Annotated in this window: 23 protein-coding genes and 1 pseudogene; 12 read left to right on the top strand and 12 right to left on the bottom strand. The window is 68.6% G+C overall.

Annotated features, from left to right (window positions below; translation table 11 throughout):
* The first annotated feature begins 26 nt into the window (after positions 1–26).
* A complete protein-coding gene (locus A9973_RS12975; RefSeq protein WP_183014178.1) occupies positions 27–986 on the top strand; it encodes a proline dehydrogenase family protein in 960 nt (319 codons plus the stop codon).
* A 21-nt stretch (positions 987–1,007) separates the two neighbouring features.
* Positions 1,008–1,814 (top strand): AraC family transcriptional regulator, encoded by an 807-nt coding sequence (locus A9973_RS12970; protein ID WP_183014177.1) that lies wholly within the window; start codon positions 1,008–1,010, stop codon positions 1,812–1,814.
* On the opposite strand, the gene A9973_RS12965 is transcribed toward A9973_RS12970, so the two are convergent.
* A complete protein-coding gene (locus tag A9973_RS12965; protein WP_183014176.1) occupies positions 1,784–2,428 on the bottom strand; it encodes a flavodoxin family protein in 645 nt (214 codons plus the stop codon). The two genes, A9973_RS12970 and A9973_RS12965, sit on opposite strands and share 31 nt — an antisense overlap.
* Positions 2,429–2,567: 139 nt before the next feature.
* Here A9973_RS12965 and A9973_RS12960 point away from each other — a divergent pair, with 139 nt between their 5' ends.
* A complete protein-coding gene (locus A9973_RS12960; RefSeq protein ID WP_183014175.1) occupies positions 2,568–3,452 on the top strand; it encodes a LysR substrate-binding domain-containing protein in 885 nt (294 codons plus the stop codon).
* Here the strand turns inward: A9973_RS12960 and A9973_RS12955 are convergent.
* On the bottom strand, positions 3,409–4,773 hold the full coding sequence (locus A9973_RS12955) for an MFS transporter (RefSeq protein ID WP_183014174.1): 1,365 nt from the start codon (positions 4,771–4,773) through the stop codon (positions 3,409–3,411). The two genes, A9973_RS12960 and A9973_RS12955, sit on opposite strands and share 44 nt — an antisense overlap.
* A 110-nt stretch (positions 4,774–4,883) precedes the next feature.
* Here A9973_RS12955 and A9973_RS12950 point away from each other — a divergent pair, with 110 nt between their 5' ends.
* The 4 genes from A9973_RS12950 (at position 4,884) to A9973_RS12935 (ending at position 8,435) form a co-directional block, all read left to right on the top strand.
* Positions 4,884–5,804: a LysR substrate-binding domain-containing protein gene (locus A9973_RS12950; RefSeq protein WP_183014173.1), complete on the top strand. Its 921-nt coding sequence runs from the start codon at positions 4,884–4,886 to the stop codon at positions 5,802–5,804.
* The gene (locus A9973_RS12945; RefSeq protein ID WP_183014172.1) at positions 5,788–6,693 is read left to right on the top strand and encodes a LysR family transcriptional regulator; all 906 of its coding nucleotides are present in this window, start codon (positions 5,788–5,790) and stop codon (positions 6,691–6,693) included. The genes A9973_RS12950 and A9973_RS12945 overlap by 17 nt, the downstream gene beginning before the upstream one ends.
* Before the next feature lie 109 nt (positions 6,694–6,802).
* Complete coding sequence (locus A9973_RS12940; RefSeq protein WP_183014171.1) at positions 6,803–7,432, top strand: glutathione S-transferase family protein; 630 nt, start codon at positions 6,803–6,805, stop codon at positions 7,430–7,432.
* Between the two features lie 31 nt (positions 7,433–7,463).
* Positions 7,464–8,435, top strand: coding sequence for a pyridoxamine 5'-phosphate oxidase family protein (locus A9973_RS12935; RefSeq protein WP_183014170.1), 972 nt, complete (start codon positions 7,464–7,466; stop codon positions 8,433–8,435).
* Positions 8,436–8,464: 29 nt separating this feature from the next.
* Here the strand turns inward: A9973_RS12935 and A9973_RS12930 are convergent, their stop codons facing one another.
* Positions 8,465–8,920, bottom strand: coding sequence for a helix-turn-helix domain-containing protein (locus A9973_RS12930; protein WP_183014169.1), 456 nt, complete (start codon positions 8,918–8,920; stop codon positions 8,465–8,467).
* Between the two features lie 115 nt (positions 8,921–9,035).
* On the opposite strand from A9973_RS12930, the gene A9973_RS12925 reads away from it, so the two are divergent.
* On the top strand, positions 9,036–10,262 hold the full coding sequence (locus tag A9973_RS12925) for an MFS transporter (RefSeq protein ID WP_183014168.1): 1,227 nt from the start codon (positions 9,036–9,038) through the stop codon (positions 10,260–10,262).
* A gap of 31 nt (positions 10,263–10,293) precedes the next feature.
* Here A9973_RS12925 and A9973_RS12920 read toward each other — a convergent pair whose 3' ends face one another.
* The 5 genes from A9973_RS12920 to A9973_RS12900 all read right to left on the bottom strand — a co-directional run bounded on the left by A9973_RS12920 (position 10,294) and on the right by A9973_RS12900 (position 16,566).
* On the bottom strand, positions 10,294–11,034 hold the full coding sequence (locus tag A9973_RS12920) for an ABC transporter ATP-binding protein (protein ID WP_183014167.1): 741 nt from the start codon (positions 11,032–11,034) through the stop codon (positions 10,294–10,296).
* Positions 11,022–11,849 (bottom strand): ABC transporter permease, encoded by an 828-nt coding sequence (locus tag A9973_RS12915; RefSeq protein ID WP_255469144.1) that lies wholly within the window; start codon positions 11,847–11,849, stop codon positions 11,022–11,024. The genes A9973_RS12920 and A9973_RS12915 overlap by 13 nt, the downstream gene beginning before the upstream one ends.
* A complete protein-coding gene (locus tag A9973_RS12910) occupies positions 11,846–12,850 on the bottom strand; it encodes an ABC transporter substrate-binding protein (protein WP_183014166.1) in 1,005 nt (334 codons plus the stop codon). Before A9973_RS12910 ends, A9973_RS12915 begins: the two co-directional genes overlap by 4 nt.
* Positions 12,851–13,065: 215 nt before the next feature.
* The gene (locus A9973_RS12905; RefSeq protein ID WP_183014165.1) at positions 13,066–14,835 is read right to left on the bottom strand and encodes an acyl-CoA dehydrogenase; all 1,770 of its coding nucleotides are present in this window, start codon (positions 14,833–14,835) and stop codon (positions 13,066–13,068) included.
* Positions 14,836–14,877: 42 nt separating this feature from the next.
* On the bottom strand, positions 14,878–16,566 hold the full coding sequence (locus tag A9973_RS12900) for an acyl-CoA synthetase (protein ID WP_183014215.1): 1,689 nt from the start codon (positions 16,564–16,566) through the stop codon (positions 14,878–14,880).
* A 174-nt stretch (positions 16,567–16,740) separates the two neighbouring features.
* On the opposite strand from A9973_RS12900, the gene A9973_RS12895 reads away from it, so the two are divergent.
* Positions 16,741–17,451, top strand: coding sequence for a Crp/Fnr family transcriptional regulator (locus A9973_RS12895; RefSeq protein ID WP_183014164.1), 711 nt, complete (start codon positions 16,741–16,743; stop codon positions 17,449–17,451).
* Here the strand turns inward: A9973_RS12895 and A9973_RS12890 are convergent.
* On the bottom strand, positions 17,448–18,161 hold the full coding sequence (locus tag A9973_RS12890; RefSeq protein ID WP_183014163.1) for an aspartate/glutamate racemase family protein: 714 nt from the start codon (positions 18,159–18,161) through the stop codon (positions 17,448–17,450). The two genes, A9973_RS12895 and A9973_RS12890, sit on opposite strands and share 4 nt — an antisense overlap.
* Positions 18,158–18,616, bottom strand: a complete 459-nt coding sequence (locus tag A9973_RS12885; protein ID WP_183014162.1) for a MarR family winged helix-turn-helix transcriptional regulator — start codon at positions 18,614–18,616, stop codon at positions 18,158–18,160. The genes A9973_RS12890 and A9973_RS12885 overlap by 4 nt, the downstream gene beginning before the upstream one ends.
* A 232-nt stretch (positions 18,617–18,848) precedes the next feature.
* Here A9973_RS12885 and A9973_RS12880 point away from each other — a divergent pair.
* Both A9973_RS12880 and aceE read left to right on the top strand, forming a co-directional pair.
* Positions 18,849–19,890: pseudogene (locus A9973_RS12880) on the top strand (cbb3-type cytochrome c oxidase subunit I); the annotation flags it as partial.
* A gap of 297 nt (positions 19,891–20,187) precedes the next feature.
* Entirely contained in the window at positions 20,188–22,851 is a 2,664-nt protein-coding gene (aceE, locus tag A9973_RS12875) for a pyruvate dehydrogenase (acetyl-transferring), homodimeric type (RefSeq protein WP_183014161.1), read from the top strand.
* Positions 22,852–22,872: 21 nt separating this feature from the next.
* Here aceE and A9973_RS12870 read toward each other — a convergent pair whose 3' ends face one another.
* Positions 22,873–23,496 (bottom strand): LysE family translocator, encoded by a 624-nt coding sequence (locus tag A9973_RS12870; RefSeq protein ID WP_183014160.1) that lies wholly within the window; start codon positions 23,494–23,496, stop codon positions 22,873–22,875.
* 163 nt (positions 23,497–23,659) lie between these two features.
* Between A9973_RS12870 and gorA the strand changes: the two genes are divergently transcribed.
* Positions 23,660–25,018 (top strand): glutathione-disulfide reductase, encoded by a 1,359-nt coding sequence (gene gorA / locus A9973_RS12865; RefSeq protein WP_183014159.1) that lies wholly within the window; start codon positions 23,660–23,662, stop codon positions 25,016–25,018.
* A gap of 32 nt (positions 25,019–25,050) precedes the next feature.
* On the opposite strand, the gene A9973_RS12860 is transcribed toward gorA, so the two are convergent.
* On the bottom strand, positions 25,051–25,875 hold the full coding sequence (locus A9973_RS12860) for a DUF72 domain-containing protein (RefSeq protein WP_183014158.1): 825 nt from the start codon (positions 25,873–25,875) through the stop codon (positions 25,051–25,053).
* Positions 25,876–26,067 lie beyond the last annotated feature (192 nt).

The raw sequence follows: 26,067 nt of genomic DNA, 5'->3' as shown, positions 1-26,067 counted from the left end.
AGTGCGTCGCTTTAGCGGGAGCGCTCATGAGCCTTTTCCAAAGAACCACTATCGCGCTGGCGCGCAGCCCCATGATGGGCCGCGCGATGCGGGCGGTGGCCGCCCGGACGTCACTGGCGCGCCGGTTCGTCGGCGGCGCGGATGTGGATGCGGCCGTCCAGACCGCGTTGCGGCTGCGCGACGTGCACGGCATCCGGGCGTCGCTCTTTTATCTGGGCGAGTACGTGGCGGACCCGGCCGCGATCGAACACAACGTCTCCCGGGCCATCGCCGCCTGCGATGCGCTGGGCCAAGCGGGCCTGGACGCGCACGTGTCCGTGGACCCGACCGCCATCGGCTACATGGACAGCGACGCGCGGGGCGAGGCAAACGCCCGGCGCATCGGCGCGGCGGTGGCGCGGGCGGCGGGCGGCGGGCAAGACTGGGTGGTGCTGGACATGGAGGATTCCGGCATCCGCGACCGCACCTGCGGGCTGCATCGGCACATGCTGGAAGCGGGTTTGCCCGCTGGCCTGACCTTGCAGGCCAGGCGCCGGCGCACGCCGGAAGACCTGGCGTGGGCGATCCGGCAGCGGACCTCGCTGCGCCTGGTGAAGGGTGCGTTTCCGGAGCGCGAGCTGGACCACGCTGGCCGCGCGCGCATCGATCAGGCATATCTGGATGCGGCGTCCATCATGCTGTCGCATGAGGCGCGCCAGTCCGGCTTCCGTCCTGTCTTCGGCACGCACGACGACCGCCTGGCCGGCGCGATCATGACGCTGGCGCGCGAGCGCGGGTGGACGCCGGACGGTTTCGAATTCGAAATGCTCTATGGCGTGCGGCCGGATTGGCAACTGGCCCTGCGCGGCATGGGCTATAACGTCAGGGTCTATCTTCCGTTCGGCGGCGACTGGTGGCCCTATGCCATCCGCCGGGTGGGGGAGAATCCTCGCAACGCGTGGCTGCTGGCCCGTTCCCTGACGTCGGACGGGCGCTATTTCGGCTAGCCGCATCGGCCTGAATGCACCATGGCGGTTTCTCGACACATCTGGCACTGCAGCGCCGGCCTGCCCGGCGACGTGCTGATCGCGGATCTGCGCGCGTATCGCTATGCGCCGCATTTCCACGATGCCTGGTCCATCGGTGCGATCGAACACGGCTCGTGCGAATTCACCGTGCATGGCGAAGCCCATGCCGCGGGTGAAGGCGACCTGGTGGTGATCGCGCCCGGGCAGGTCCATACCGGCGGCACCTCGGCTGCGCCGTTGGCGTATCGCATGGCCTACATCGATGCCCCGTGGTTCGACGACCACGCGCGCACCTTGTTCGCCGGCGGGGCGCGCTTGCCGGGGCCCGTCATCGCGGCGCCCGGCCTTTGCGCCCAATGGCTGGCCGCGCTGGCGCCGGACCCGATGCCGGACGCGGCGCGATCCGAGCGCCTTTCCGCCGCGCTGTTCGGGCTGCTGGCCGCGCACGCCAACGCGTGCGATCCGGCGCCGGCCGGTACGCCCGACGTCTGCGCGTTGCTGCGCGAGCGCATGGCCGCCGATCCGTCGTGCGCGCCCGACCTGGAAGCGCTGGCGCAGGCGCAGGGCCGCCACCGCACCACGCTCGTCAAGCAGTTCGCCCGCCGTTATGGCCTGCCGCCGCAGGCCTGGCTGCGCAATTGGCGGGTGGCGCGCGCGCGGGTGCTGCTGCGCGACGGCCTGCCATTGGCGCAGGCCGCCCAGGCCGTGGGGTTCGCGGACCAGGCGCACCTGACCCGCGTCTTCAAGCAGGTCTACGGCAGCACGCCCGGCGTGCTTCAACGGGCCGGCGCATCCCACACGTTGTGAGCGCGCGGCGTCTCCATCCGGTAGTCGGAATATTTTCGCGTGAAGAAGGCGGCGCCGAGTTGCTCCGCCGCCAGCAGGGGCTGGCGCGGGTCCGCCGCGACTTCGCCGCGCCGATTGCCCGCGCCGTGCACATAGCCCACAAAGTCCGAATGGGTGTAGCGGGCGTATTCCTGCACCTGATGCACGATGCCCAGCGCCACGCCCGGGTAGGTCTCTTCGGAGGCGACCGTCAGGCCCAGCCGCTTGCCGGTCATCGCCGCCTTGACCCGTTCCGGCTCGGGGCCCGAGCCGGCGTAGTGGGTGAATGACCGGTCGAAGAACGCCTTCGCCTGCGCGGACATCCCGTACCAATAGACCGGCGTGCAGACGAGGAGGCCGTCGGCGGGCAGGAAATGTTCCAGGAACAGCTCGGCGTAGCGGTCGGCGGGCGCGGATCCGTGCCGCAGATCGGGCAGGAAACCCTGGATATAGTCGTCAAGGAACAACAGGGTGGTGGCCGTGCCCGCCGCGTCGGCGCCGCCTTGCGCGGCAGCGGCCAGGGCGGCGCTGTTGCCGTCGCGCCGGGGGCTGCCCACCAGGATGAGCAGTCGCTTTTTGTGATGATTTGAATTCATGTTGGTTCCTTGGGTGCGGCATGGCTTACTGCCGGTGTGAATGAAAAGAATGAATGAAACTTTAGGCAGCCCTGCGCCAGACGACAAATGACGATTCCTTGATTAAGATGAATTCATTTCATGCGTAGGGCGACGCTCCATGTTTGCTTCTCTTCCTGTCACGGCGCTACGCGCCTTCGAGGCGGCGGCCAGGCTGCGCAGCTTCAAATCGGCAGCGGCCGAGCTTGCCGTGACGCCCACTGCGGTGTCGCATCAGATCAAGGCGTTGGAACGGCAGGCGGGGTGTGCGCTGTTCGACCGTGTGCCGCGCGGCGTGCGGCTGACCGATGCCGGCGCGCGCCTGTTCGTCAGCGTGCATGGCGCCTTGCTGGATATCGCCCAGACCCTGGATGCCCTGCGGCCCGCGCCGGCGTCGGGCGCGCTGACCGTGTCCACCACGCATTCGTTCGCGGCGCTGTGGCTGGTGCCCCGGCTGGGGCGCTTCTACGATGCCTATCCGCAATACCAGTTGCGCTTGAATGCCGGCGCGGACCCTGTGGACTTGCTGCAGGACGCCAGCGTGGACGTGGCGATCCGGTACAGCCCGCACGCCTATCCGGCCCTGCATGCTGCATGCCGCTTGCCGGAATGGTTCGGCGTGTACGGCGCGCCCTCGATGGTCGCGCAGGCGGACAGGCGCGCGCCGGCGCTGGTGACGGTGCGCTGGCGTGATTCCCAGCTGTATGACCAAGGCTGGCAGGCCTGGTGCGAGGCGGCGCGCTTGCCGGCGTGGCGCAAGCCGGCCGCGGTGCATGCCTACACCGAAGAGCACTATGCCCTGCAGGCGGCCATCGCCGGGCAGGGCCTGGTCCTGGCCAGTTCCGTCATGGTGTCGGACAGCGTGGGGGCGGGAACGCTGGCGGCGTACCGGCCCGAAGTGCGCGTGGCCGGGTCAGCCTACACCGCGTTGTGCGCGCCGGGCCGCGAACGCCATCCGCCCGTCAAGGCGTTCCTGGACTGGCTGAGCCGCGAGTTCCAGACATAGCGCGGCCTGCGGCCGCAACCGTCTTGGCTTCAAGCGTCTTGGCCCCAACCGCCTTGGGCGCCGGCGCGGGTTTGGGTAACAGCGGCAATGCCGCCAGCATGCACAGCCCGGCGATCACCCAGGTGAACGGCCACGAGCTTGCCGCGACCACGTGCGGGATCGCCAGTGGCGTCAGGAACAAGCCAAGGTAGACGCAGCTGTTGGCCATGCCCAGCGCCGTGCCCGCGCGGGGCGCGCCGGCCAACGTCGCCAGCTCGGTGTACGCCACGCCATGCCACGCAGAGGCGCAGATGCCCGCCGCCGCCAGCAGGCTTGCTGCGGCCAGCACCGCGCCCGGGCGGGCCGGCGCGCCGTCGACCGCCCAGGCCACCGCGCCCAGCGCCGCGAACAGCAGGCTGCTCAACCCGACGCAGCGGCGCAGGAATGCGCGCCGGTCGCCGTGGCGGTCCGTCCAACGTCCGGCGGCGATTCTTGCCGCCATGGCGCCCAATTGCACCGCCACCATGACGCCCGTCAGCGTGCCGATGCCGGCCTGGCTGAAGTCGTGCAGGAACACGGTGGCGAACGTCAGCACCGCGAATTGCGGGCAGCACATGATGGCGATGGCGACGGCGGCCCGCCAGACGCGGCCGTCCCGCAGCGGCGAGGCGGCCGGTCGGGCCGGGGTTTCCGTTGAGGCGGAGGCAGCCCGGTCGCGCGCGGGTTCCCGTAGCCAGACCACGGCAAGCGCGGCGGCCAGACCGCACATCAGGCTAAGCGCGCCGTACACCGCGTCAAAGCCCGCGTGCGCCGCCAGCCACGGCAGCAGCAGGGCCCCCAGACCGCCGCCTAACGGTACGGCGGTTTGCCGGATGCTCATCGCCAGGCCGCGTTCGCCTTCGTCGAACCAGGCCATCACCGCGCGTCCGCTGGCGCCGTTGACGCTGCCGCCCAGCATGCCGACCAGCACCAGGCCCAACGCCAGCAACGCCAGGCTGGGCGCCCCGGCGGCGTCCGGCGAGGCGAAGCCGCTCATCCAGGCCAGCGCCGCTGATGTCGCGCCCAGCCCGGTGAGCAGCACGGGACGGTCGCCCCAGCGGTCGGTCAGCAAGCCCCAAGGCAATTCGAACAGCGCCACGCCCAGCCCCATCAGCCCCAGCGCCAGGCCCAACTGGTCGTTGTCCAGGCGGTAGCCCGAGCGCATGAACACCGCGGTCGTGGGCAGTCCGGCCGCGGCGGCGGAGAAGGCGGCGTTGGCGGCGACACCCACCGCCAGCACCTTCCAGCGATGGGCGGGCCGTTGCGCGTCGGCCAGGGAAGCGGAAAGAACAGGCAGGGTCATGCAAGGCTCCGGATCGCATTGAAGAAAAGGACCCGGTCAGTCTGCGCGTCTGCTAATCTTCTGAAAATCAGGAAATATTGGTTAGATAGTTTAAAAATTCAGGACTATTCATGCGGCCGGCCACGTTCGACCTTGATGTGTTGCGCAGCTTCGTCGCGGGCGTCGACCTGGGCAGTTTCGGGCGCGCCGCGGATCGGCTGGGGCGGTCCACGTCGGCCGTCAGCGCCCAGCTGAAAAAGCTGGAGGAACAGGCGGGCGTGCCGCTGCTGCGCAAGGAAGGCCGCGGCCTGGCGCTGACCGAGGCGGGCGAAACGATGCTGGCCTACGCCCGCCGGCTGCTGGCGCTGAACGATCAGGCTTCGCGCGCCGTGCGCGGCGCGGAACTGCAGGGCCGGGTCCGCCTGGGCCTGCAGGAAGACTTCGGCGAAATGCTGCTGCCCCAGGTGCTGGGCCAATTCGCCCGGGCGCATCCCAAGGTCAGGATCGAAGCGCGCGTCGCGCGCAATGCCGATCTGCTGGAACGCGTCGCATTGGGGCAGCTGGACCTGGCGTTGGCCTGGGACCACGATGCGCGCATGCCGCACGGCCAGCGGCTGCTGGAGCTTCCAATGTGCTGGATCGGCCCGGCAACGCCCGCAGCGTCTGTTTTCCATGACGACGGCGAAGTGCCGCTTGTCGCGTTCGAAGCGCCGTGCCTGTTCCGGGACGGCGCGACCCAGGCGCTGGACCGCGCGAACCTGCCGTGGCTGGCCGCTTTCACCAGCCCCAGCCTGGCGGGCTTGTGGGCAGCGGTCACCGCCGGGTTGGGGCTGGCGGTGCGCACGCCGTTGGGCCTGCCCGCTACGGTCCGCGCCCTGGCGCCGGGTGAGCAAGGTTTGCCGGCGTTGCCGATGATCGCGCTGTCGCTGTACCAGGCCCAGGCGCAGCCCGACCCCGTTGCCGCCGCGTTGGGCGATATCGTGCGGCAATGCATTCATGACAGCGCCCCGCGCGCCTTGGCCGGAGACAACCGCCGTGAATCGATTCCATGAAATGACCGTGTTCCTGGCCGTGGCCGAGGCCCGCGGCTTTGCGGCCGCCGCCCGGCGGCTAGACATGTCCGCGCCCTCGGTGACGCGCAGCGTCGCGGCGCTGGAACGGCGCCTGGGCACCTTGCTGCTGGTGCGCACCACGCGCAGCTTGCGCCTGACCGAAGCGGGCGAGCGTTACGCCGCCGATTGCCGCCGCATCCTGGACGACGTGGAGCAGGCCGACGATGCCGCCGCCGGCGCGATGGGGGCGCCGCGCGGCGCGCTCAGCATCACGGCGCCCGCGTTCTTCGGCGAGCTGCACGTGATGCCGGCCGTGCTGGGCTATCTGCGGCTGCACCGCGATGTGTCGGTGCGCACCTTGCTGGTGGACCGCGTCGTGAACCTGCTGGACGAAGGCGTGGACGTGGCCGTGCGCATCGGCGCCTTGCCGGATTCGACCCTGACCGCCGTGCCGGTGGGGCACGTGCGCCGCGTCGTGTGCGCGTCGCCGGATTTCCTGCGCGAACATGGCGCGCCCACGGACCTGGACGCGTTGGCGCGCTTTTGCACGATCACCGCGGCCATGGAGGGGCGCGGCGCGCAATGGCGCTTCCAGCAGGACGGCCAGCCCAGGCGGCTGAACGTGGATTCGCAGTTGACGGTCACGTCGTTCCAGGCCGCGGTGCTGGCGGCCTGCGAGGGGTGGGGGCTGACGCAAGTGGTGTCCTACCAGGTGGCCCGGCATCTGGCCAGCGGCGCCCTGCAGGTCGTGCTGCGCGAATTCGAACTGCCCCCGATGCCGGTGCACGTGGTGTATCCCGAGGGGCGGAAGAGTTCGGCCAAGGTGCGCAGTTTCGTCGACTTCTGCGTGCAGGCCCTGCGCCGCGACCTGGCCGCGCTGCCGGCCTGACCCGGCGTTTCTTTCACTGCGCGCAAGAGTGTCTTGCGGCGGCTGGCTGTTCCCCTCCGGCGCCTGCGGGGCCAAGATGGAGCCACGATTCATCCTCTTGAGAACCCGCATGGCTACCGCCCCGTTGACCTTCTATAGCTTCCCCTTGTCCGGTCACGCGCACCGCGTCGCGCTGATGCTGTCCTTGCTGGACGTGCCGCACCGCCGCGTCGACGTGGACTTGCGCCAGAAGGAACAGAAGCGTCCTGAATTCCTGTCGATGAACGCATTCGGCCAAGTGCCGGTGATCGACGATAACGGCGTCGTGATCGCGGATTCCAACGCCATCCTGGTCTATCTGGCCCGCCGCCATGGCGGCGGGGCCTGGCTGCCCGAGGATGCCGCCGGCGCGGCCCAGGTGCAGCGCTGGTTGTCGGTGGCCGCGGGCCCCTTGGCTGGCGGCCCGGCGGCGGCCCGGCTGGTGACGGTGTTCGGCGCACCGTTCGACGTGGAGGCCACCCTGGCGCGCGCGCATGCCTTGCTGTCCATCATGGACGGCGAACTTCTGCAACGGGACTTCCTGGCGGGCGACACGCCGACGATCGCGGACGTGGCCTGCTATGCCTATGTGGCCCATGCGCCCGAGGGCAACGTGTCGCTGGCGGACTATCCGCGGGTGCGCGCCTGGCTGGCCCGCATCGAAGCGTTGCCGCGCTTCGTGCCGATGGACAGCACGGCCGCGGGCCTGTTGGCTGCCTGAACGTCGGCGCCCGGCCGGCAAGGAACCCGCCATGAACCCATTATCCGACCCTGTCCTGGACGCGCCGCCGTGGCACGCGGGCGAACGGCTGCTGCAAGCCCGCGCGGGCGTGGCCGATCGCATGGCGCAGATCGGCCCCAAGATCGTGCGCGACCAGATGCCCGACCAGCACCGCGAATTCTTCGCGCAGCTGCCTTTCCTGGTGATGGGCACGGTGGACGGGCAGGGCGACCCGTGGGCCGGCGTGCTGGAAGGGCTGCCGGGATTCGCGGTGTCGCCTGACCCGCGGATCTTGCGCGTGGCGGCGGTGCCGGACGCCGACGATCCGCTGCTTGCCGGCCTGGGCCCGGACCGGGCCGTCGGCTTGCTGGGGATCGAACTGCACACCCGGCGCCGCAACCGCATGAACGGCCGGGTCGCGGCCTGGGACGGCAAGCGCTTCGATGTCGCCGTTGCGCAGTCGTTCGGCAATTGCCCGCAGTACATCCAGTCGCGCGATTTCCATTTTTCGCGCGCGCCGTCGTTGCGCTTTCCTGGCACGCCACGTGAACGCGACGGGCTGGACGACGCGGCGCGCGCATTGATCGCGGCGTCGGACACGTTTTTCGTGGCGAGCTATGTCGACGCCGAAGCGCGCGGGGGCCGCGCCGTGGACGTGTCGCATCGCGGCGGCAAACCCGGCTTCGTGCGGGTGGACGGCAACGTGCTGACCATCCCCGATTTCTCGGGCAACCGCTTCTTCAATACGCTGGGCAACCTGGCGGCCAATCCGCGCGCGGGCCTCGTCTTCATCGACTTCGCGCGCGGCGACATCCTGCAGGTGACGGGCCGGGCCGAAGTGATCCTGGACAGCCCCGAGATCGCCGCCTTCGCCGGCGCAGAGCGCCTGTGGCGCGTGGACGTGCGCCGCGCGGTATGGCGGCCGGGCGCGTTGGCGCTGCGCTGGACGTTCGACGCGTATTCGCCGACGGCGCTGGCCACGGGGCAGTGGCCCACGTCTTGAGCCGGTTTTGCCGGGCAGGCGGCCCGGCCCTAGGCGCTCGGCGTGGTCTTTTGGACCACGGTGTCTTCCGGATCCAGCAGCCGCCCGTCTTGCGCGCGGATCTCCAGCCGGCGCACCGTTTGGCCGCGCTTGCGGTCGATCAGCGTGGAGTGCGCTTCGGCGGGGGCGTAGTAGTGGTCTTCGCCCCATTGGCGCAAGCCCACGATGACCGGAAACAGGGCGCGGCCCTTTTCCGTCAACACGTATTCCTGGTAGGCGCTGCCGTCCGATGCCGGCGCGGCGGTAAGAATGCCGTGGGCGACCAGCGTGCGCAGCCGGTCGCTGAGGATGTTCTTGGCGACGCCCAGACTCTTTTGGAATTCGCCGAAGCGCCGCAAGCCGTCGAACGCGTCGCGCACGATCAACAGCGACCACCAGTCGCCGATCGCGTCTAACGAGCGCGCCACCGGACAGGCGGCGCCTTCAAGGCTGGTGCGTTTGACCATGTCGGGCCCTTTCAGCAAGAGGATGGCGGTGACGGCGGATCGAACTTTATGGTTGCATTATAAAACCTTAAGATCTAGCATTCTGGTTTCGTAATAAAACCATATTGGAAATCAGATGCCCACCCGATCCGACGCCTCCGAACCCGATGCCGGCGCGCCGATGCCGACATGGCTGGTGATGCTGCTGGCGGTGGCCTGCGCGCTGAGCGTGGCCAACGTGTATTACGCGCAGCCCTTGCTGGACGCCATCGGTCGCGAGTTCATGCTGGACGACAGCGCGGTAGGCATCGTCGTCAGCGCCACTCAGCTGGGATGCGCGCTGGCCTTGCTGTTTGTCGTTCCGCTGGGGGACCTGTTGGACCGGCGCCGGCTGATGATCGGGCAACTGGGGTTGCTGGTGCTGGCGCTGGGCGCCGTGGCGCTGGCGGGCAGCACGCCGTGGCTGTTGGCGGGCATGGTAGCGCTGGGCTTGTTGGGCACCGCGATGACGCAGGGCTTGCTGGCATTGTCCGCCGCACTGGCGGCGCCGGCGGAGCGTGGCAGGGTCGTGGGCGCGGCGCAGGGCGGGGTGGTGATCGGGCTGCTGCTGGCGCGGACGGTGGCGGGCCTGGTCGCGGACGCGTGGGGATGGCGGGCGGTGTATCTCGTGTCGGCGGCGCTGGCGGCCCTGCTGGCCTGGGTGCTGATGCGCCGCCTGCCGCAACGGCGCTTGCCCGTCGCCGACCTGTCGTACTGGGCGCTGTTGCGGTCTCTGTATGCGCTGCTGGCCACGGAACCCGTGCTGCGTGTGCGCGGCATGATCGCGCTGCTGATGTTCGCCGCGATCAGTGCGTTCTGGACGGCGCTGGTGTTGCCGCTGGCCGCGCCGCCGTATTCCCTGTCTCACACGGCGATCGGCGCGTTCGGGCTGGTGGGCGTGCTGGGCGTGCTGATGGCGGCGCGTGCCGGCCGGTGGGCGGACCGCGGCCTGGGCCAGCGCACCACCGCGGCGGGCTTGCTGCTGCTGTGCCTGGCGTGGGCGCCCATCGCCCTGCTGGACCAAAGCCTGTGGGCGCTGGCGCTGGGCGTATTGATCCTGGACGTGGCGCTGCAAGCGTTGCACGTGACCAACCAGACGATGATCTTCAGCATCAGCGCAGAGGCGCACAGCCGGCTGGTGGGGGCTTACATGATGTTCTACGCGGTGGGCAGCGGGCTGGGGGCCATCGCGTCGACGGCGGTCTATGCGCGGGCCGGGTGGGGCGGTGTGTGCGTGCTGGGCGCCGGCATCAGTGTGGCCGCGCTGCTGTTCTGGGCGGCGACGCTGCCGCGCAAGGCGGCGGCAGCGGCACTGCGGTGCTGAGGCGGGCGCGCAGGCGGCGTCCGCATTGCGGTCAGTGGTGTTCCAGCGTGTGCGCGATGGCGGCCACTTGCGCGGCGAACGCAGCCTCGCCCCGGTCGCGCGGGCGCGGCAGGGCGATGTCGTAGCTGCCCACGACGTTGGCGGGATGCCCGCCCAGCACGACGACCTTGTCGGCCAGGAACACCGCTTCTTCGATATCGTGCGTGACGAACAGCACGGCGGCGCCGGACCCCTGCCAGACGCGGATCAGTTCCTGCTGCAGATTGCGCCGGGTGATGGCGTCGACGGCGCTGAACGGTTCGTCCATCAACAGCAGGTCGGGCTTGACCGCAAGCGCACGCGCGATGCCCACGCGTTGCGCCTGGCCGCCCGACAACTGGTGCGGCCAGCGCCGGCCGTAGTCGCCCATGCCGGTGAGCCGCAGCGCGGCATCGATGCGCTGCGTCTTTTCCTCGCGGTCCAGCCCCAGGCCTTCCAGGCCGTAGCCGATATTGCCGCCGACCGTGCGCCAGGGCATCAGGCGGCTGTCCTGGAACACGACGGCGCGCGTGCGGCGTCCCGGTCGCGGCTGCGCGTGGAAGCGGACCGCGCCGGCCGAGGGCTCGGCCAGGCCTGCGGCGGCGCGCAGCAAGGTGGACTTGCCCACGCCGGAGCCGCCGACCACCGCGACGAAGCTGCCCGCTTCGATGTGCAGGGAAAGGCCCTGGATGACGGGGGCGGCGGCGCCCGGGTGCTGATAGGCCAGCTGCGAGAATTCGATCACGGACGCCATTGCAGCACCTTCCCTTCGACGGCGGAGAACGCCAGGTCGCAGATCGTGTAGACCAGCGAAATGATCAGCATGTAGACGACCACGGCATCGTAGGCGCCCACGCCGGCGGCGGCGTTCATCTCTTGGCCCATGCCGGGCACGCCCAGCAGTTCGGCGGCGATCAGCGTCATCCACGCCTGGCCGATGCCGGTGCGCACGCCCGACAAGGCGCCGGGGGCGATGGCCGGCAGCGTCACCGAGAACGCGCGCGCCAGATAGCCGCCATGGCCGAACGCGCGGGCCAGTTCGTAATAGCGCGGGTCCACATTGCGCACGGCACTGTAGGTGGCGAAATAGTTCACCCAGAACACGCCGATCGCGATAACGAAAGCCGCGCCCGCGTGGCTGACCTTGAACCAGGCGATGGCGAACACCACCCACGCCAGGGGCGGGATCGGGCGCAGGATGCGGGCCAGATACGCTTGCGTCAGGTCGAAGCGCGGCAGCGTGGCCGCGGCCAGGCCCACGCTGAAACCCAGCGCCGTGCCCAGCGCCAGCCCCCAGAAATAATGGATCAGGCTGGAGCCGATGGCGGGCAGCAAGCGGCCCGATCCCCATTCCTGGGCCAGCGTCGCGGGCAGCGCGAACGGGTCGGGCAAGGTGCCGCGCGGCGCCCATTCCCAGATCAGCGCGGCCTTCCAGATGCCGATGAAGAGGATCAGCCCCGCGATGCCGTAGGCGGCCCGATGCGCGGCCGCCCGCCAGGGCGGCGGACCGTTGCGTCCGGCGGCTGGCGCGGCGGGCGCCGGGGCGGCGTGGCCGATTGCCTGGTTCATCGTTGGGCGGCCTTGTCGTAGTAGCGGGTGTCGAACAGCTGTTTCACGTCGACGGGCGGCGCTTCGACCGTGCCGAGCGTGGCCTGAAACGTCTGCAGTTCGGCCGTGGCGTCGATGATGGCGTGCGGGTCCGCCACGAACTGGTCGTGTGAGCTTCGGATGGCTTTCTCCACCAGGCCGCGGTCCAGCCGGCCGCCGCCCACGTACTTCTGCACGTAGCCCGCGGCCTTGGCGGGATCGTTCTTCAACAGGGCGGTGGCGGACAGGTGCGCGTCCACCAGTTGCTGCACGGTGCCGGGTTGTTCGGCGATCAGCTTTTCACGCACCAGCAGCACGGCGCCGGGCTGCTTCGGAAACAGCTGCGACCCGCGCGCGACCACGCGGGATTCCGGCGCGCGCGTCAGCACGGTGGTGACAGTGGGCTCCAGGATCGCCGCGCCGTCGATGGCGCCGGTCAGCAGCGATTGCTGGATCTGGGCTTCGCCCTGGTAGATCAGTTCGACGCTGGCCGGGTCGGCCTTGATCTGGTTGCGCAGCCAATACTGCAGCGCGGCTTCGGGCACGGCGCCCTTCGGGTAGCTTGCCAGCACGGGCTTGCGGCCGTGGTCCTTGGCGAAGCGGGCGAACGCCGTGGCCGGGTCGCCGGAGGCGAAGTAGGGCGCCAGGGGGCCCAACGCCACCACATTGACCTGTTCGACGATGTTCGAAGCCACGACCTTGATGTCCGCGCCCTTGGCGCGCGCGACCAGCGCGGGGCCGATGCCGACATAGGCGGCGTCCAACTGGCCGGCGATCAGCGCCTGGGTCAAGGCCGGGCCGCTTTGGAACTGCACCAGCTTCGGCGCCGGCGCACCCTTGGCCTGCAGGGTGCCTTCTTCCAGACCGATGAATAGCTGCGCATCGGGCAGGATGGGCAGGTAGCCGATTTCCAGCGCGGGCGGCGCGGCCTGGGCGGATGCGGCGGCGGAAATCAGGGTGACAGCCAGAAGCGTGCGGAACATGGGGAATCCTGTGAATCGCGCCTTGATGCGGCTGGCGCCTTGCCTACGGGCAAAGGGTTTCCGGTGTCCGTTTAATGATTTTAAATATGTTTATTCTGGTTCTTTATTCTTTTTAGTTATATGTTTAATGGGGCCGCAGGAACGGCGAAAACACCATGCGCCAATGAAAAAGACCGCGAAATCGCGGTCTTCCGGTCAGACACCGGCAGGGCCGGCTACGGCTGGATGTCGTAGTCCTTGGAGCCCAGCACCACGGCCGCCAGCCCCGGCGCCTGCGTCAATTTGTGCAGCGCGTAGGTCTGGACCGTGGCGATCTTGGCCTGGTGGAAAGCCGGGTCGTCGGCCTGATGGTCCAGCGACGCCAGCAGCGCGCGCGCCATCTGCCAGCCGGCCAGCGTGGTGCCCGCCAGCAGCAGGTAGGGCACCGCCGATCCGAACACGGCGTTCGGCGCGCCCGCGGCATTGGCCAGCACGAAGTCCACCACGTTCGCCAACGCCAGGCGGGCCTGGCGCAGCGGCTTGAGCACCAGGCCGGCGGCGGGTTCGCTGCGCGATTCCAGCTCCGCTTCCGTCTGGCGGATGGCTTCCAGCAGCGCCTGGGCGACGGCGCCGCCGTCGCGCAGGGTCTTGCGGCCGATCAGGTCATTGGCCTGGATGGCGGTCGTGCCTTCGTAGATGGTCAGGATGCGGGCGTCGCGGTAGTACTGGGCGGCGCCGGTTTCCTCGATGAAGCCCATGCCGCCATGCACCTGCACGCCCAGGCTGGCTACATCGATGGACATCTCGGTGCACCAGCCCTTGACGATGGGCACCAGGAATTCCTGGACGGCCAGATGGCGGCGGCGGGCCTCGGGGTCGGGGTTGGCGTGCGCCTGGTCGGCATGGCCGGCCGTGACATACGCCAGCGCGCGGCCGGCCTCGGTCAGCGCGCGCATCGTGCCCAGCATGCGGCGCACGTCGGGGTGCTGGATGATGGCCACGGCCTCGCGCGAGGACCCGTCCACCGGGCGGCTCTGCACGCGCTCGGCGGCGTAGGCCAGCGCGTGCTGGTAGGCGCGGTCGGCGATGGCGATGCCCTGCACGCCCACGGCATAGCGGGCGGCGTTCATCATGATGAACATGGCGTCCAGCCCGCGGTTTTCCTGGCCGACCAGGTAACCCAGCGCGCCGCCTTCGTCGCCGAACTGCAAGGTGGCGGTGGGGCTGGCCTTGATGCCCAGCTTGTGTTCGATGGACACGCAGGCGACGTCGTTGCGCGCGCCCAGCGAGCCGTCTTCGTTCACCAGGAACTTGGGCACCAGGAAGAGCGAAATGCCCTTGACGCCTTCGGGGGCGTCGGGCAACCGGGCCAGCACCAGGTGCAGGATGTTCTCGGTCAGGTCGTGGTCGCCGTAGGTGATGAAGATCTTGGTGCCCGACAGGCGGTAGGTGCCGTCGCCCACCGGCTGCGCGCGCGTGCGGATCATCGCCAGGTCGGAACCCGCCTGCGGCTCGGTCAGGTTCATCGTGCCGGTCCATTGGCCCGAGATCATGGGGCCGATGAAGCGCTCTTTCAGTTCAGGCGAACCGGCCGTCAGCAGTGCTTCGATGGCGCCGTTGGTCAGCAGCGGGCACAGCGCGAACGACAGGTTGGCGGCGTTCAGCATTTCAGAGCAGGGCGAACCGATCAGGCCGGGCAGGCCCTGGCCGCCATATTCGACGGGATGCGACATGCCCTGCCAGCCGGCTTCCGTGTATTGGCGGAAGGCTTGCTTGAAGCCGGGCGCGGTGGTGACGGCGCCGTCGCGCCAGGCGCTGGGTTCGCGGTCGGCCGGGTGGTTCAGCGGGGCCAGCACGTCGGCAGCGAAGTGGGCGGATTCTTCCAGCACCGCCTGGGCGGTGTCGGGCGTGGCCTCCTCGAAACCGGGCAGGGCGGCCACTTGCGGCAGTCCGGCCAGATGGTTCAACACGAACAGCATGTCTTTCACGGGGGCTTGGTACGTCATGGCGTCGGAGCTCCTGGATGCGGGGTTGGGCGGGGCCGGCGTTCAGCGGGCCTGATCGGGTTTGGAGTCGGGACTGGAGTCGGAATTAGGAGCGGAATCGGGGCTGGCCACGTCGATGGCGCGGGTCGCGCCCACCGCCGCGCGCAATTCGAACTTCTGGATCTTGCCGGTGGAGGTCTTGGGCAGTTCGCCGAAGCGCACGGCGCGGGGCACCTTGAAGCCCGGCAGCAGCAGCTTGCAGTGCGCGATGATCTCGTCGGCGGTGGCGGTGCAGCCGGGCTTGAGTTCGACGAAGGCGCAGGGCGTTTCCCCCCACTTGGGATCGGGCATGGCCACCACCGCCACGGCCGCGACGGCGGGGTGGCGGTACAGCGCGTCTTCGACCTCGATGCTGGAGATGTTCTCGCCGCCCGAAATGATGATGTCTTTGCTGCGGTCTTTGATGCGGACGTACCCGTCGGCGGTCATCACGCCCAGGTCTCCAGTATGGAACCAGCCGCCCGCGAAGGCGTCTTCGGTGGCGCGCTCGTTCTTCAGGTAGCCCTTCATGCAGATGTTGCCGCGGAACATGATCTCGCCCACGGTCTGCTCGTCGGCGGGCACTTCCTCCATCGTGTCGGGGTCGCGCACCGAAATGCCTGCCTGCAAGTGGTAGCGCACGCCCTGGCGGGCCGTCAGCAGCGCGCGGTGCTCGTCGTCCAGCGCGTCCCAGGATTCCTGGCGCGCGCAGACGGCGGCCGGGCCGTAGACTTCCGTCAGCCCGTACACGTGGGTGAGCTCGAAGCCGATGTCGCGCATCTTCGCGATGACGGCCGGCGCGGGCGCGGCGCCCGCCACCATGGTGCGCACCGTGTGCGTGATGCCGGCGCGCATTTCGGCCGGCGCATTGGCCAGCGCGCTTTGCACGATGGGCGCGCCGCAATAGTGGGTGACGCCTTCGCTGCGGATCAGGTCGAATACGGTTTTGGGATCGAACTTGCGCAGGCACACGTTCACGCCGGCGCGCGCGGCGACGGTCCACGGGAAGCACCAGCCGTTGCAGTGGAACATCGGCAGGGTCCACAGGTAGACCGCGTGCTTGGGCATGTCCCATTCCAGGATGTTGCTGACCGCGTTCAGGTAGGCGCCCCGGTAGTGGTAGACCACGCCCTTGGGGTCGCCGGTGGTGCCCGACGTGTAGTTCAGCGCGATGGCGTCCCATTCGTCGGCGGGCGGCTTCCAGTCGTAGCGGGCGGGGGCGTCTGCCAGGAAGGCTTCGTAGTCGGTGGCGCCCGGCAGCGTGGCGGGCGTGCTGTCCAGGTCGTGCACGGAGACGATCTTCAGGTGCGGGAATTCGGCGCGCGCGCGCTGGGCGACGTCGCCGTATTCGGTATCGACGATCAGCGCGCGGGCTTCCCCGTGGCCCAGCATGAACAGCACGCTGGGCGTGTCCAGCCGGGTGTTCAGGGTGTTGAGCACGGCGCCCAGCATCGGCACGCCGAAATGCGCTTCGACCATGGCCGGGATGTTGGGCAGCATCACCGCGACGGTGTCGCCGCGCCGGATGCCCGCCTGAGTCAGCGCGTTCGCCAGCCGCTGGGCGCGTTCATACGTCTGCGCCCAGGTGCGGCGCACCTTGCCGTGCACCACGGCCAATCGGTGGCCGTAGACCTCCGCCGCCCGGGCGATGAAATCCACGGGGGTCAAGGCTTCGTAGTTGGCGTCGCGGCGCGCCAGGGCGTGATCGAACATGCTGCTGCTCATGCGTTGTCTCCGGGCGGGACGCCGGGCGCCCCTTGTCTATTTTCGGGAACCTTGATTCCCGTCGCTTGCGTGAGCTTAGGGCGCGCCGGAAAATACTGTCTGTCGCCTGCATGACAGACCGCCGGCCGACCCTGCAAACTCCAGTTTTACACGGTTCTGCCCATGTCCGACGTTTCAAACATTGTTTCCGCCACGGAACTGTCCCGGCTCTTCGGGGCGTGCGCCTGGTTCGGCGCGCTGGACGCCCGGCACCAGGATCTGGTGCTGGCGACGGCGCGCGCCGAACACGTGGCCAGCGGCGCGTGGATCGCGCGGCGCAATGCGCCCTCGGACTACTGGCTGGGCGTGCACGCCGGCCTGTTGAAGCTGGCGATCTACAACGAGTCGGGACGCAGTTGCACGTTCTCGGGCGTGCCGCCGGGCGGCTGGTTCGGCGAAGGCAGCGTCATCAAGCGCGAACTGCGCAAATACGATGTTGTGGCGATCCAGCCGTCGCTGGTGATGCTGGTGCCGGCGGCGACGTTCCACGCGCTGCTGTCTGCCAGTCTGCCGTTTTCGCACTTTGTCATTGGCCAGTTGAATGACCGGATGGGCGAATTCATCGCGTCCATCCAGAACCACCGTTTGCTGGATGCGGATGCGCGCGTGGCGCAGTCGCTGGCGCAGCTGTTCAACCCGCAGCTGTATCCGTCCACCGATCTGACGCTGGCGATTTCGCAGGAAGAACTGGGCTATCTGACCGGGCTGTCGCGCCAGCGGGTCAACCAGGCGTTGCAGGCGCTGGCCGACCTGGGGATCCTTGCGCTGGCGTACAACCAGATCAAAGTGCTTAGCCTGGACCGCCTGAGGCAGTACGGGCTGGACCAGATCTAGGCCGCCTGGCGGGGCGCCAGGGCGCGGGTCAAGGCGGCGCGCGCCAGGATGCGCGTGGAATCCAGCGTGGGCAGCATGGAATTGCCGTCGTTCAGCACCAGCGGAAGCTCGGTGCAACCCAGCACCACGGCGTCGCACCCGGCGTCCCGCAGCGTTTCGATGATGCGGGCCAGCCGCGCCACCGATTCGGGTTTGAACACGCCGTAGACCAGTTCGTCCATGATGATGCGGGCAAGCGCGGTCCGGTCTTCCTGGCTGGGGCGCACGGCCTGCAGCCCTTCTGCGCCCAGCTTGTCGGGGTAGACCTCGCTGTCGACCAGCCAGCGCGTGCCCAGGATGCCGATGCGCCGGTAGCCGCGCGCCGCGGCCTCGGCGGCGACTTCTTCCCCGATGTGCAGCCAGGGCAGCGGCGATTGCGGCAGCACATGCGCCAACGCCTGGTGGATGGTGTTGTCCGGGCAGATCAGGAAGTCCGCCCCCGCGCGGGCCAGCTTGTCCGCCGACGACCGCATCAGCGCACCCACGCCCGGCAGATCGCCCTGGTCCAGGCAGGCCACGTAGTCCGCCAGCGAATGCGTGTGCAGCGAGATTTCCGGGTGCGCGTGCGGCCCCATGCGCTGCGCGCCTTCGGCGCATAGCGTGCGATAGCACAGCGCCGCGCCCTCGGCCGAACAGGCGACGATGCCGATGTGCTGCGGCGTGGCGGTCATTCGGAAGGCTCCTTGTTCAAGGCGCGCACGTGGCGGGCGATGTGGCGGAAACGCTCGGCCATCGCCGCCTGTTGCGCGGCGGGTAGTTGCGACAGGAAGAGCTCGTCGATGGCGGGCCCGTACACCTTCCACATCTGGAGCCGCAGGGCGCGGCCCTTGGGCGTCAGCCGGGCATAGGTGGCGCGGCGATCTTCGTCCGACCGGAACCGTTCCACCAGGCCCGCGGCTTCGATGCGGTCCATCAGGCGCGTGAGGTTATAGCGCGCGATCACCATGCGTTCCGCCATTTCAAACATGCGCGCCGTGCCGTCGGGCGCGCGCTCCAACGCCCACAGCGCGTCGTACCACGCCAGCGGCGGCAAGTCGGCGGCTGACAGCCGCCTTTCGATTTCCTCCACCACCAGCGCATGCGCGGTCAGGAAGAGGCTCCACGCGTCGGGCTTGCCCGTGGCCATGCGGTCGGTTCCTTTTGAGTGAAAGACAGGGTTGCAGCGGGCGATTGTAGAAGGCGAGGCCCGGCGTGTCAGGGTAGAAACAACCTGCGGGCAGTGATTTATACCCTTTCCGGGCCGGGTCAAAACTACCGTTCGGTTTTCAAGCGATTGATTTGGCGCCTTTTTTTCCTGGCACGGAATTCGCATAGGAGAACACACCCCACTAACCGCAACACAGGAGGACATTCCCATCATGGGCCCGTACCGGAAATTATGGTTCACCTTGATCGCCGTGGTGGCGATCACGTTCGCACTGCTTGGCTTCTATGGCGGCGAGGTCTATCGGCAAGCGCCGCCGATCCCCGGCACCGTCGCCACGGCCGACGGCACGCGCCTGTTCGGCCGCGACGACATCCTGGACGGCCAGACCGCCTGGCAATCCGTGGGCGGCATGCAGTTGGGTTCAGTCTGGGGCCATGGCGCGTACCAGGCGCCGGATTGGACGGCCGACTGGCTGCACCGCGAATTGACGGCCTGGCTGGACCTGGCCGCGCGCGACCCGCTGACCGCGTTCGCGTTGACCCCGTCGCAGCGCGCCTTGGGCAAGTACCTGTTTCTGGTGGTGGCGCTGTTCGGCTTCCAGGTGCTGCTGGGCGGCTTCACGGCGCATTACACGGTCGAAGTTCCAGAAGCCGGGCGGCGACAAGAACCTGCTGGCGCTGCTGACGGCGTCCGTGGGCGCGATCGGGCTGTTCTACGGCGCGGGGTTCTTCTACGGCGAACGCACGCACCTGACAGTGATGGAGTACTGGCGCTGGTGGATCGTGCACCTGTGGGTCGAGGGCTTCTTCGAAGTGTTCGCGACCACGGCGCTGGCGTTCATCTTCTCGACGCTGGGCCTCGTGTCGCGCCGCATGGCAACCACCGTCAGCCTGGCCTCGGCTTCGCTGTTCATGCTGGGCGGCATTCCGGGCACGGTCCACCACCTGTATTTCGCGGGGACCACCACGCCCGTGATGGCGCTGGGCGCCAGCTTCTCGGCGCTGGAAGTGGTGCCGCTGATCGTGCTGGGCCACGAGGCCTGGGAAAACTGGCGCTTGAAGACGCGCGCCCTGTGGATGGCCGACCTGAAATGGCCGCTGATGTGCTTCGTGGCGGTTGCGTTCTGGAACATGCTGGGCGCGGGCGTTTTCGGCTTCATGATCAACCCGCCGATCTCGCTCTACTACATCCAGGGCCTGAACACGACGCCCGTGCATGCGCACGCGGCGCTCTTCGGCGTGTACACCTACCTGAACCACAACCTGATCGAAGCCTTCGAATTGGGGGCGGCCGGGCACATCAAGGTGGAAGGCACTTGGAACAACGACCTGATGCGGCAGATCAAGGCGCCGGGTCCGATCCCGCGCTGACCTTACCGGCGGGCCAAGGCGCCACGGCGCCCAGGGTGAACGGGACAGTTGCACTTGCAATTGTTAATAAACCTTCATACGATTGCAATTGCACATGATGCAATTGCAATTCACGATGTGGAATGGCGACGCCGGCGATCCCGACCCGGGCGCCGCCCACGCACCCGAAGGAGGACGCCTATGGACACCCCGATCGACCCGACTGACGCCGACCCGCAGGAAACCCAGGAATGGCTGGAAGCCATGCAGGCCGTGCTGGCCCACGAAGGCCTGCCGCGCACGCACTATCTGCTGGACCAGTTGATCAACCAGGACCGCGCGGCCAACGGCCGCTATGCGGCGCCGGGCGTCACGCCCTACGTGAACTCCATCGCGCCAGCGGCCGAGGCGCGGTTTCCGGGCGACGCGGGCATCGAACTGCGGCTGGACGCCTACCTGCGGTGGAACGCCATGGCGATGGTGCTGCGGGCGGGCAAGACCTCGGGCGTGGGCGGCCATATCGCCACCTATGCGTCGGCCACGACGTTGTACGAGACGGGCTACCGCCATTTTTTCCGCGCGGCCACGCCGGAATTCCTGGGCGACATGCTGTACATCCAGGGGCATTCGGCGCCGGGCATCTATGCGCGCGCCTATCTGGAAGGCCGCATCTCGGAAGCCGAGCTTGACCGCTTCCGGCGCGAGATTGGCGGAGGCGGGCTGGCGTCGTACCCGCATCCCCGCACCATGCCGTCCTTCTGGCAGTTCCCGACGGTGTCGATGGGCCTGGGGCCCTTGATGGCGGCCTATCAGGCGCGCTACATGCGGTATCTGGAAGACCGCGAGCTGATCCCCGCGCAAGGCCGCAAGGTCTGGGGATTCCTGGGCGACGGCGAACAGGACCAGCCTGAAACGCTGGCCGCCGTGGCGATGGCCGGCCGCGAAAAGCTGGACAACCTGATCTTCGTGGTCAATTGCAACCTGCAGCGCCTGGACGGGCCGGTACGGGGCAACGCCAAGATCATCCAGGAACTGGAAAGCGTGTACCGCGGCGCCGGCTGGAACGTCATCAAGGTGATCTGGGGCGCCGGTTGGGACGCGCTGCTGGCCGACGACCACGACGGCCGCCTGCGCCGCCGCATGATGCAGTGCGTGGACGGCGAATACCAGGTGTTCAAGGCACGCGGAGGCGCCTACGTGCGCGAACATTTCTTTGGCGCGGACCCGGTGCTGCGCGAACGCGTGGCGCACCTTTCCGACGACGAGATCGGCGCGCTGAACCGTGGCGGCCACGATCCCGCCAAAGTCTATGCCGCCTACGCCGCGGCGCTGGCGCATCGCGGCCAGCCTACCGTCATCCTGGCCAAGACCGTCAAGGGCTACGGCATGGGCGCCGCGGGCGAAGCGGCCAACACCAACCACCAGCAGAAAAAGATGGCCGATCCGGCGGTGCGCGCGTTCCGCGACCGTTTCGCCATCCCCGTGCCCGACGGCGAACTGGAGCAGATCCCGTACATCAAGCCCGCGCCGGGCAGCGCCGAGCAGGCGTACTTCGACGCGGCCATCGCCAGGGCCGGCGGCCATCTGCCGCGCCGTCCCGCCGGTCCCGGGCCGCTGGCGACGCCGTCGCTGGACGCGTTCGCGGCGCACCTGAAGGGCAGCGACGGGCGCGAGTTCTCGACCACGATGGCGTTCGTGCGCGTGCTGGCGCAATTGCTGAAAGACCCGGAGGTCGGCCAGCGCGTCGTGCCGATCGTGCCCGACGAGTCCCGCACGTTCGGCATGGACGGCATGTTCCGCCAGGTCGGCATCTATTCGCACGTGGGGCAACTCTATACGCCGCAGGACGCCGATCAGCTCAGCGTCTACCGCGAAGACCGCAAGGGCCAGATCCTGCAGGAAGGCATCAACGAGTCGGGCGCGATGTCGTCGTGGATCGCCGCCGCCACCGCGCACAGCACGCATGGCGTGGCGACGATTCCGTTCTACATCTTCTATTCGATGTTCGGCTTCCAGCGCGTGGGCGACCTGGCCTGGGCGGCGGGCGACATCCGCGCGCGCGGCTTCCTGCTGGGCGCGACCTCGGGCCGGACCACGCTGGAAGGCGAAGGCCTGCAGCACGACGACGGCCACAGCCACGTGCTGGCTTCCGTCATCCCGTCGTGCCGCGCCTATGATCCGGCCTACGCCTACGAGATTGCCGTGATCGTGCAGGACGGCATGCGCCGCATGTACCAGGAAGAGGAAGACGTCTTCTACTACCTGACCCTGATCAACGAAAAGACCGCGCACCCGGCCATGCCGGCGGGCGCCGAGACGGGCATCCTGCGGGGCATGTATCGCCTGCGCGAAGGGGGGCCGGGCGCGCTGCGCGTGCAATTGCTGGGCAGCGGCGCGATCCTGCGCGAAACGTTGGCGGCGGCGGATCTGCTGCAACAGGATTTCGGCGTGGCCGCCGATGTCTGGAGCGTGACCAGCTATTCGGAACTGGGCCGCGACGGCCAGGAGGCCGAGCGCTGGAACCGCCTGCATCCGCTGGCGGACGCGCGTCGCGGCTTTGCCGAAACCGCGTTGGCCGACAGTATCGGACCGGTGGTGGCGGCCACCGACTACATGAAGACGGTGCCCGAACAGATCCGCCCGTTCTTGGGGGGGCGCCGCTATGCGACGTTGGGGACGGACGGGTTCGGACGTTCGGATACGCGGCAGGCGCTGCGTTCGTTCTTCGGGGTGGACCGCCATCACATCGCGCTGGCGGCCCTGAAGGCGCTGGCGGACGAAGGCCTGGTCGAACGGGCGAAGGCAGCGGAGGCCATCGCCCGCTACGGCATCGACGCCGAAGCCGTGTCCGCCGCCTTGCCGTAGGGGGAGTGTGCGCGTCGGCCCCTAGACCCGGCGCGCCAGCAGGGCCCAGATGCCGGCGACGGACAGCATGGCGCCGCCGCCCAGGTTGAAGCCGCGCTGCGCCCGGGGCGAGGCCAGCAGCCGGCGGGCAGATCCCGCGAACACCGCGTACGCGGCGGCGTTGATGCCGGCGCAGGCGACGAAGGTTGCCGACAGCACCCACAGCTGGCGCGTCACGTCGCCCGCCGGGTCGATGAATTGCGGCAGGAACGCGATGAAGAAAATCATGCCCTTGGGGTTCAGCGCCGTCACCAGATAGGTGTTGGCAAACAGCTTCCAGCGCGAACTCGCGGCGCTGGCCTTGGGCAGCGTGGCCGGCGCCACGCCGGCGCGCAGCAGCTTGAAGCCCAGGTACAGCAGATACAGCCCGCCCACGGTCTTGACCACCGTGAACCAGAACGCGGACGCCGCCAGCAGGGCGCCAAGACCCACCAGGGACAGCACGAGCGCGGTGGAATCGCCCAGCGCCACGGCCAGCACCAGCGGCAGGCGCGCGCGCTTGCCGTGCGTGATGGAATAGCTGATGACGGTCAGGATCGTGGGGCCGGGCAACATCACCAGCAGGGCAGAGGCGCCCAGGAAGGCCAGCCAGGTTTCAAGCGACATGGGATTGGTGCTCCGATCAGAGGTGGGGCGGCTGCCGGGCAGCCACGCCGGTGACTGTAGGCCAATCGCCGCGCTTTGGGAATGCCCCGGCGCCGGGTGGTGTTAAATACGGTTTTCCCGGACAGTGAACGCGTGGCCGCGAGGCCTGCGAGAAGGAAACACCATGGCATTCGATTTTGACCTGTTTGTGATCGGCGCAGGCTCCGGCGGCGTGCGCGCGGCCCGTTTCGCGGCGGGCTACGGCGCGCGCGTGGCGGTGGCGGAAAGCCGCTACCTGGGCGGCACCTGCGTGAACGTGGGCTGCGTGCCCAAGAAGCTGCTGGTCTACGGCGCCCATTACAGCGAAGACTTCGAACAGGCGCACGGCTTCGGCTGGACGGCCGGCAAGCCGTCGTTCGACTGGGCCACCCTGATCGCCAACAAGAACCGCGAGATCGAGCGTCTTAACGGCATTTACCGAAATTTGCTGGTCAATAGCGGCGTGACGCTGCTGGAAGGCCACGCCCGCATCGTCGACCCCCATACGGTCGAAATCAACGGCCAGCGCCACAGCGTCGCCCATATCCTGGTGGCCACCGGCGGCTGGCCGCAGGTGCCGGACATCCCCGGCAAGGAACACGCCATCACCTCGAACGAGGCATTCTTCCTGCCCGCGCTGCCGCGCCGCGTGCTGGTCGTGGGCGGCGGTTACATCGCCGTGGAATTCGCCTCGATCTTCAACGGCATGGGCGCCGAGACCATCCAGGCCTACCGCGGCCCGCTGTTCCTGCGCGGCTTCGACCAGGGCGTGCGCGAACACCTGCGCGACGAGCTCGTCAAGAAGGGCATCGACCTGCGCTTCAACACCGAAGTCACCCGCATCGACAAGCAGGCCGACGGGACGCTGGCGGCCACGCTGAAAGACGGTTCCGTCATCGAAACCGACTGCGTGTTCTACGCCACGGGCCGCCGTCCGATGCTGGACAACCTGGGCCTGGAGAACACGGGCGTCAAGTTCAAGCAGGACGGTTTCATCGAGGTGGACGACGAATACCGCACCGCCGAACCCTCCATCCTGGCGATCGGCGACGTGATCGGGCGCGTGCCGCTGACGCCGGTGGCGCTGGCCGAAGGCATGGCCGTGGCCCGCCGCCTGTTCCGCCCCGAGGAATACCGCAAGGTAGACTACAAGCTGATCCCGACCGCCGTGTTCAGCTTGCCGAACATCGGCACGGTGGGCATGACGACGGAAGAGGCGCGCGAGGCCGGCCACGAGGTCAAGCTCTTCGAAAGCCGTTTCCGGCCCATGAAGCTGACGCTGACCGAGTCGCCGGAAAAGACGCTGATGAAGCTGGTCGTGGATGCCAAGACGGACCGCGTGCTGGGCGTGCACATGGTGGGCCCCGACGCGGGCGAAATCGTGCAAGGCATCGCGGTGGCGCTGAAAGCGGGCGCGACCAAGCAGGTGTTCGACGACACCATCGGCATCCACCCCACGGCGGCCGAAGAGTTCGTCACGCTGCGCACCCCGGTCGCGCAATAAGGCGCTGAAGGCGCGGCGTTGCGGGCAGCCCGCTACAGCCGTTCGATCATGGCGCGCGCTGCGGCAGGCGCGCGCTCTTTTGCGCCATTGATGAAGAAGGCGTAGACGTCCTGCGGCCGCGCGGAGGCGGACGGCTTGGGTCCGATGCAGCGCAGGTCGGCCGGGTCGGCCCCGTGCGCCCAGGTGCGCAACCGGTCCGCCCAGGCGTCCAGCACCTTGGGCGCATAGCCCGCCTTGAACGTGGGGCTGGCGCGCATCAGCCGGGCGTAGACGAAATTGGCGGTGCGGTCGGCGATGGACGGGTAGTCCTCGCTGTCGGTATAGACGGTGGCCGCGCGGTGGCGGCGCGCCAGCTCCAGATATTCCTCGCATGCGAAGCTGGGGTGCCGCACATCCAGCACATGGCGCAGCGGCAGGCCGTCCACCTTGTCCGGCAACAACGCCAGGAAGGCGCCGAAATCATCCGCGTTGAAGGTCTTGGTGGGAGCGAACTGCCAGACCACGGGCCCCAGCTTGGGACCCAGTTCGGCGATGCCGCTGTTCACGAAGCGCTGGATCGAATCCCCGGCGCCCGCCAGTTCGCGGCGGTTGGTGGCGTAGCGCGACGCTTTCAGCGAAAACACGAAGCCGTCCGGCGTTTCGTTGCGCCACTTGGCGAACGTGGCCGGCTTCTGAGTGCTGTAGTAGGTGCCGTTGATCTCGATGGCGGTCAACTGGCGGCTGGCGTATTCGAGTTCCCGCGCGTGGGGCAGGCCTTCGGGGTAGAAGGGGCCACGCCAGGGGGCGTAGGTCCAACCGCCTATGCCAACGCGGATGATGGGGGGGCTTTCCACCACGGACGGGTGACGACGCGGCATGTCCAGGTGCTCCATGCAGTCGGACTGACCATCCCACTGTATCGCCGCGCACATGCTGCCGTAAAGCCCGGACGGCCGGATCGGGATGTAACGCGGGGGCGGTTGTCGTATTCGCGATACGGCAATCCGACCCTTTGCGACCTTCAAAGATCTGCCCCCACGCGGCACCCGCGTTGCAAGTTTGCTGCCTGT

Origin of the sequence: Achromobacter sp. UMC46 (genome assembly GCF_014170335.1) — a bacterium.
In the GTDB taxonomy this organism is placed as follows: domain Bacteria; phylum Pseudomonadota; class Gammaproteobacteria; order Burkholderiales; family Burkholderiaceae_B; genus Achromobacter.
This window is presented reverse-complemented; position numbering and strand designations above follow the sequence as displayed.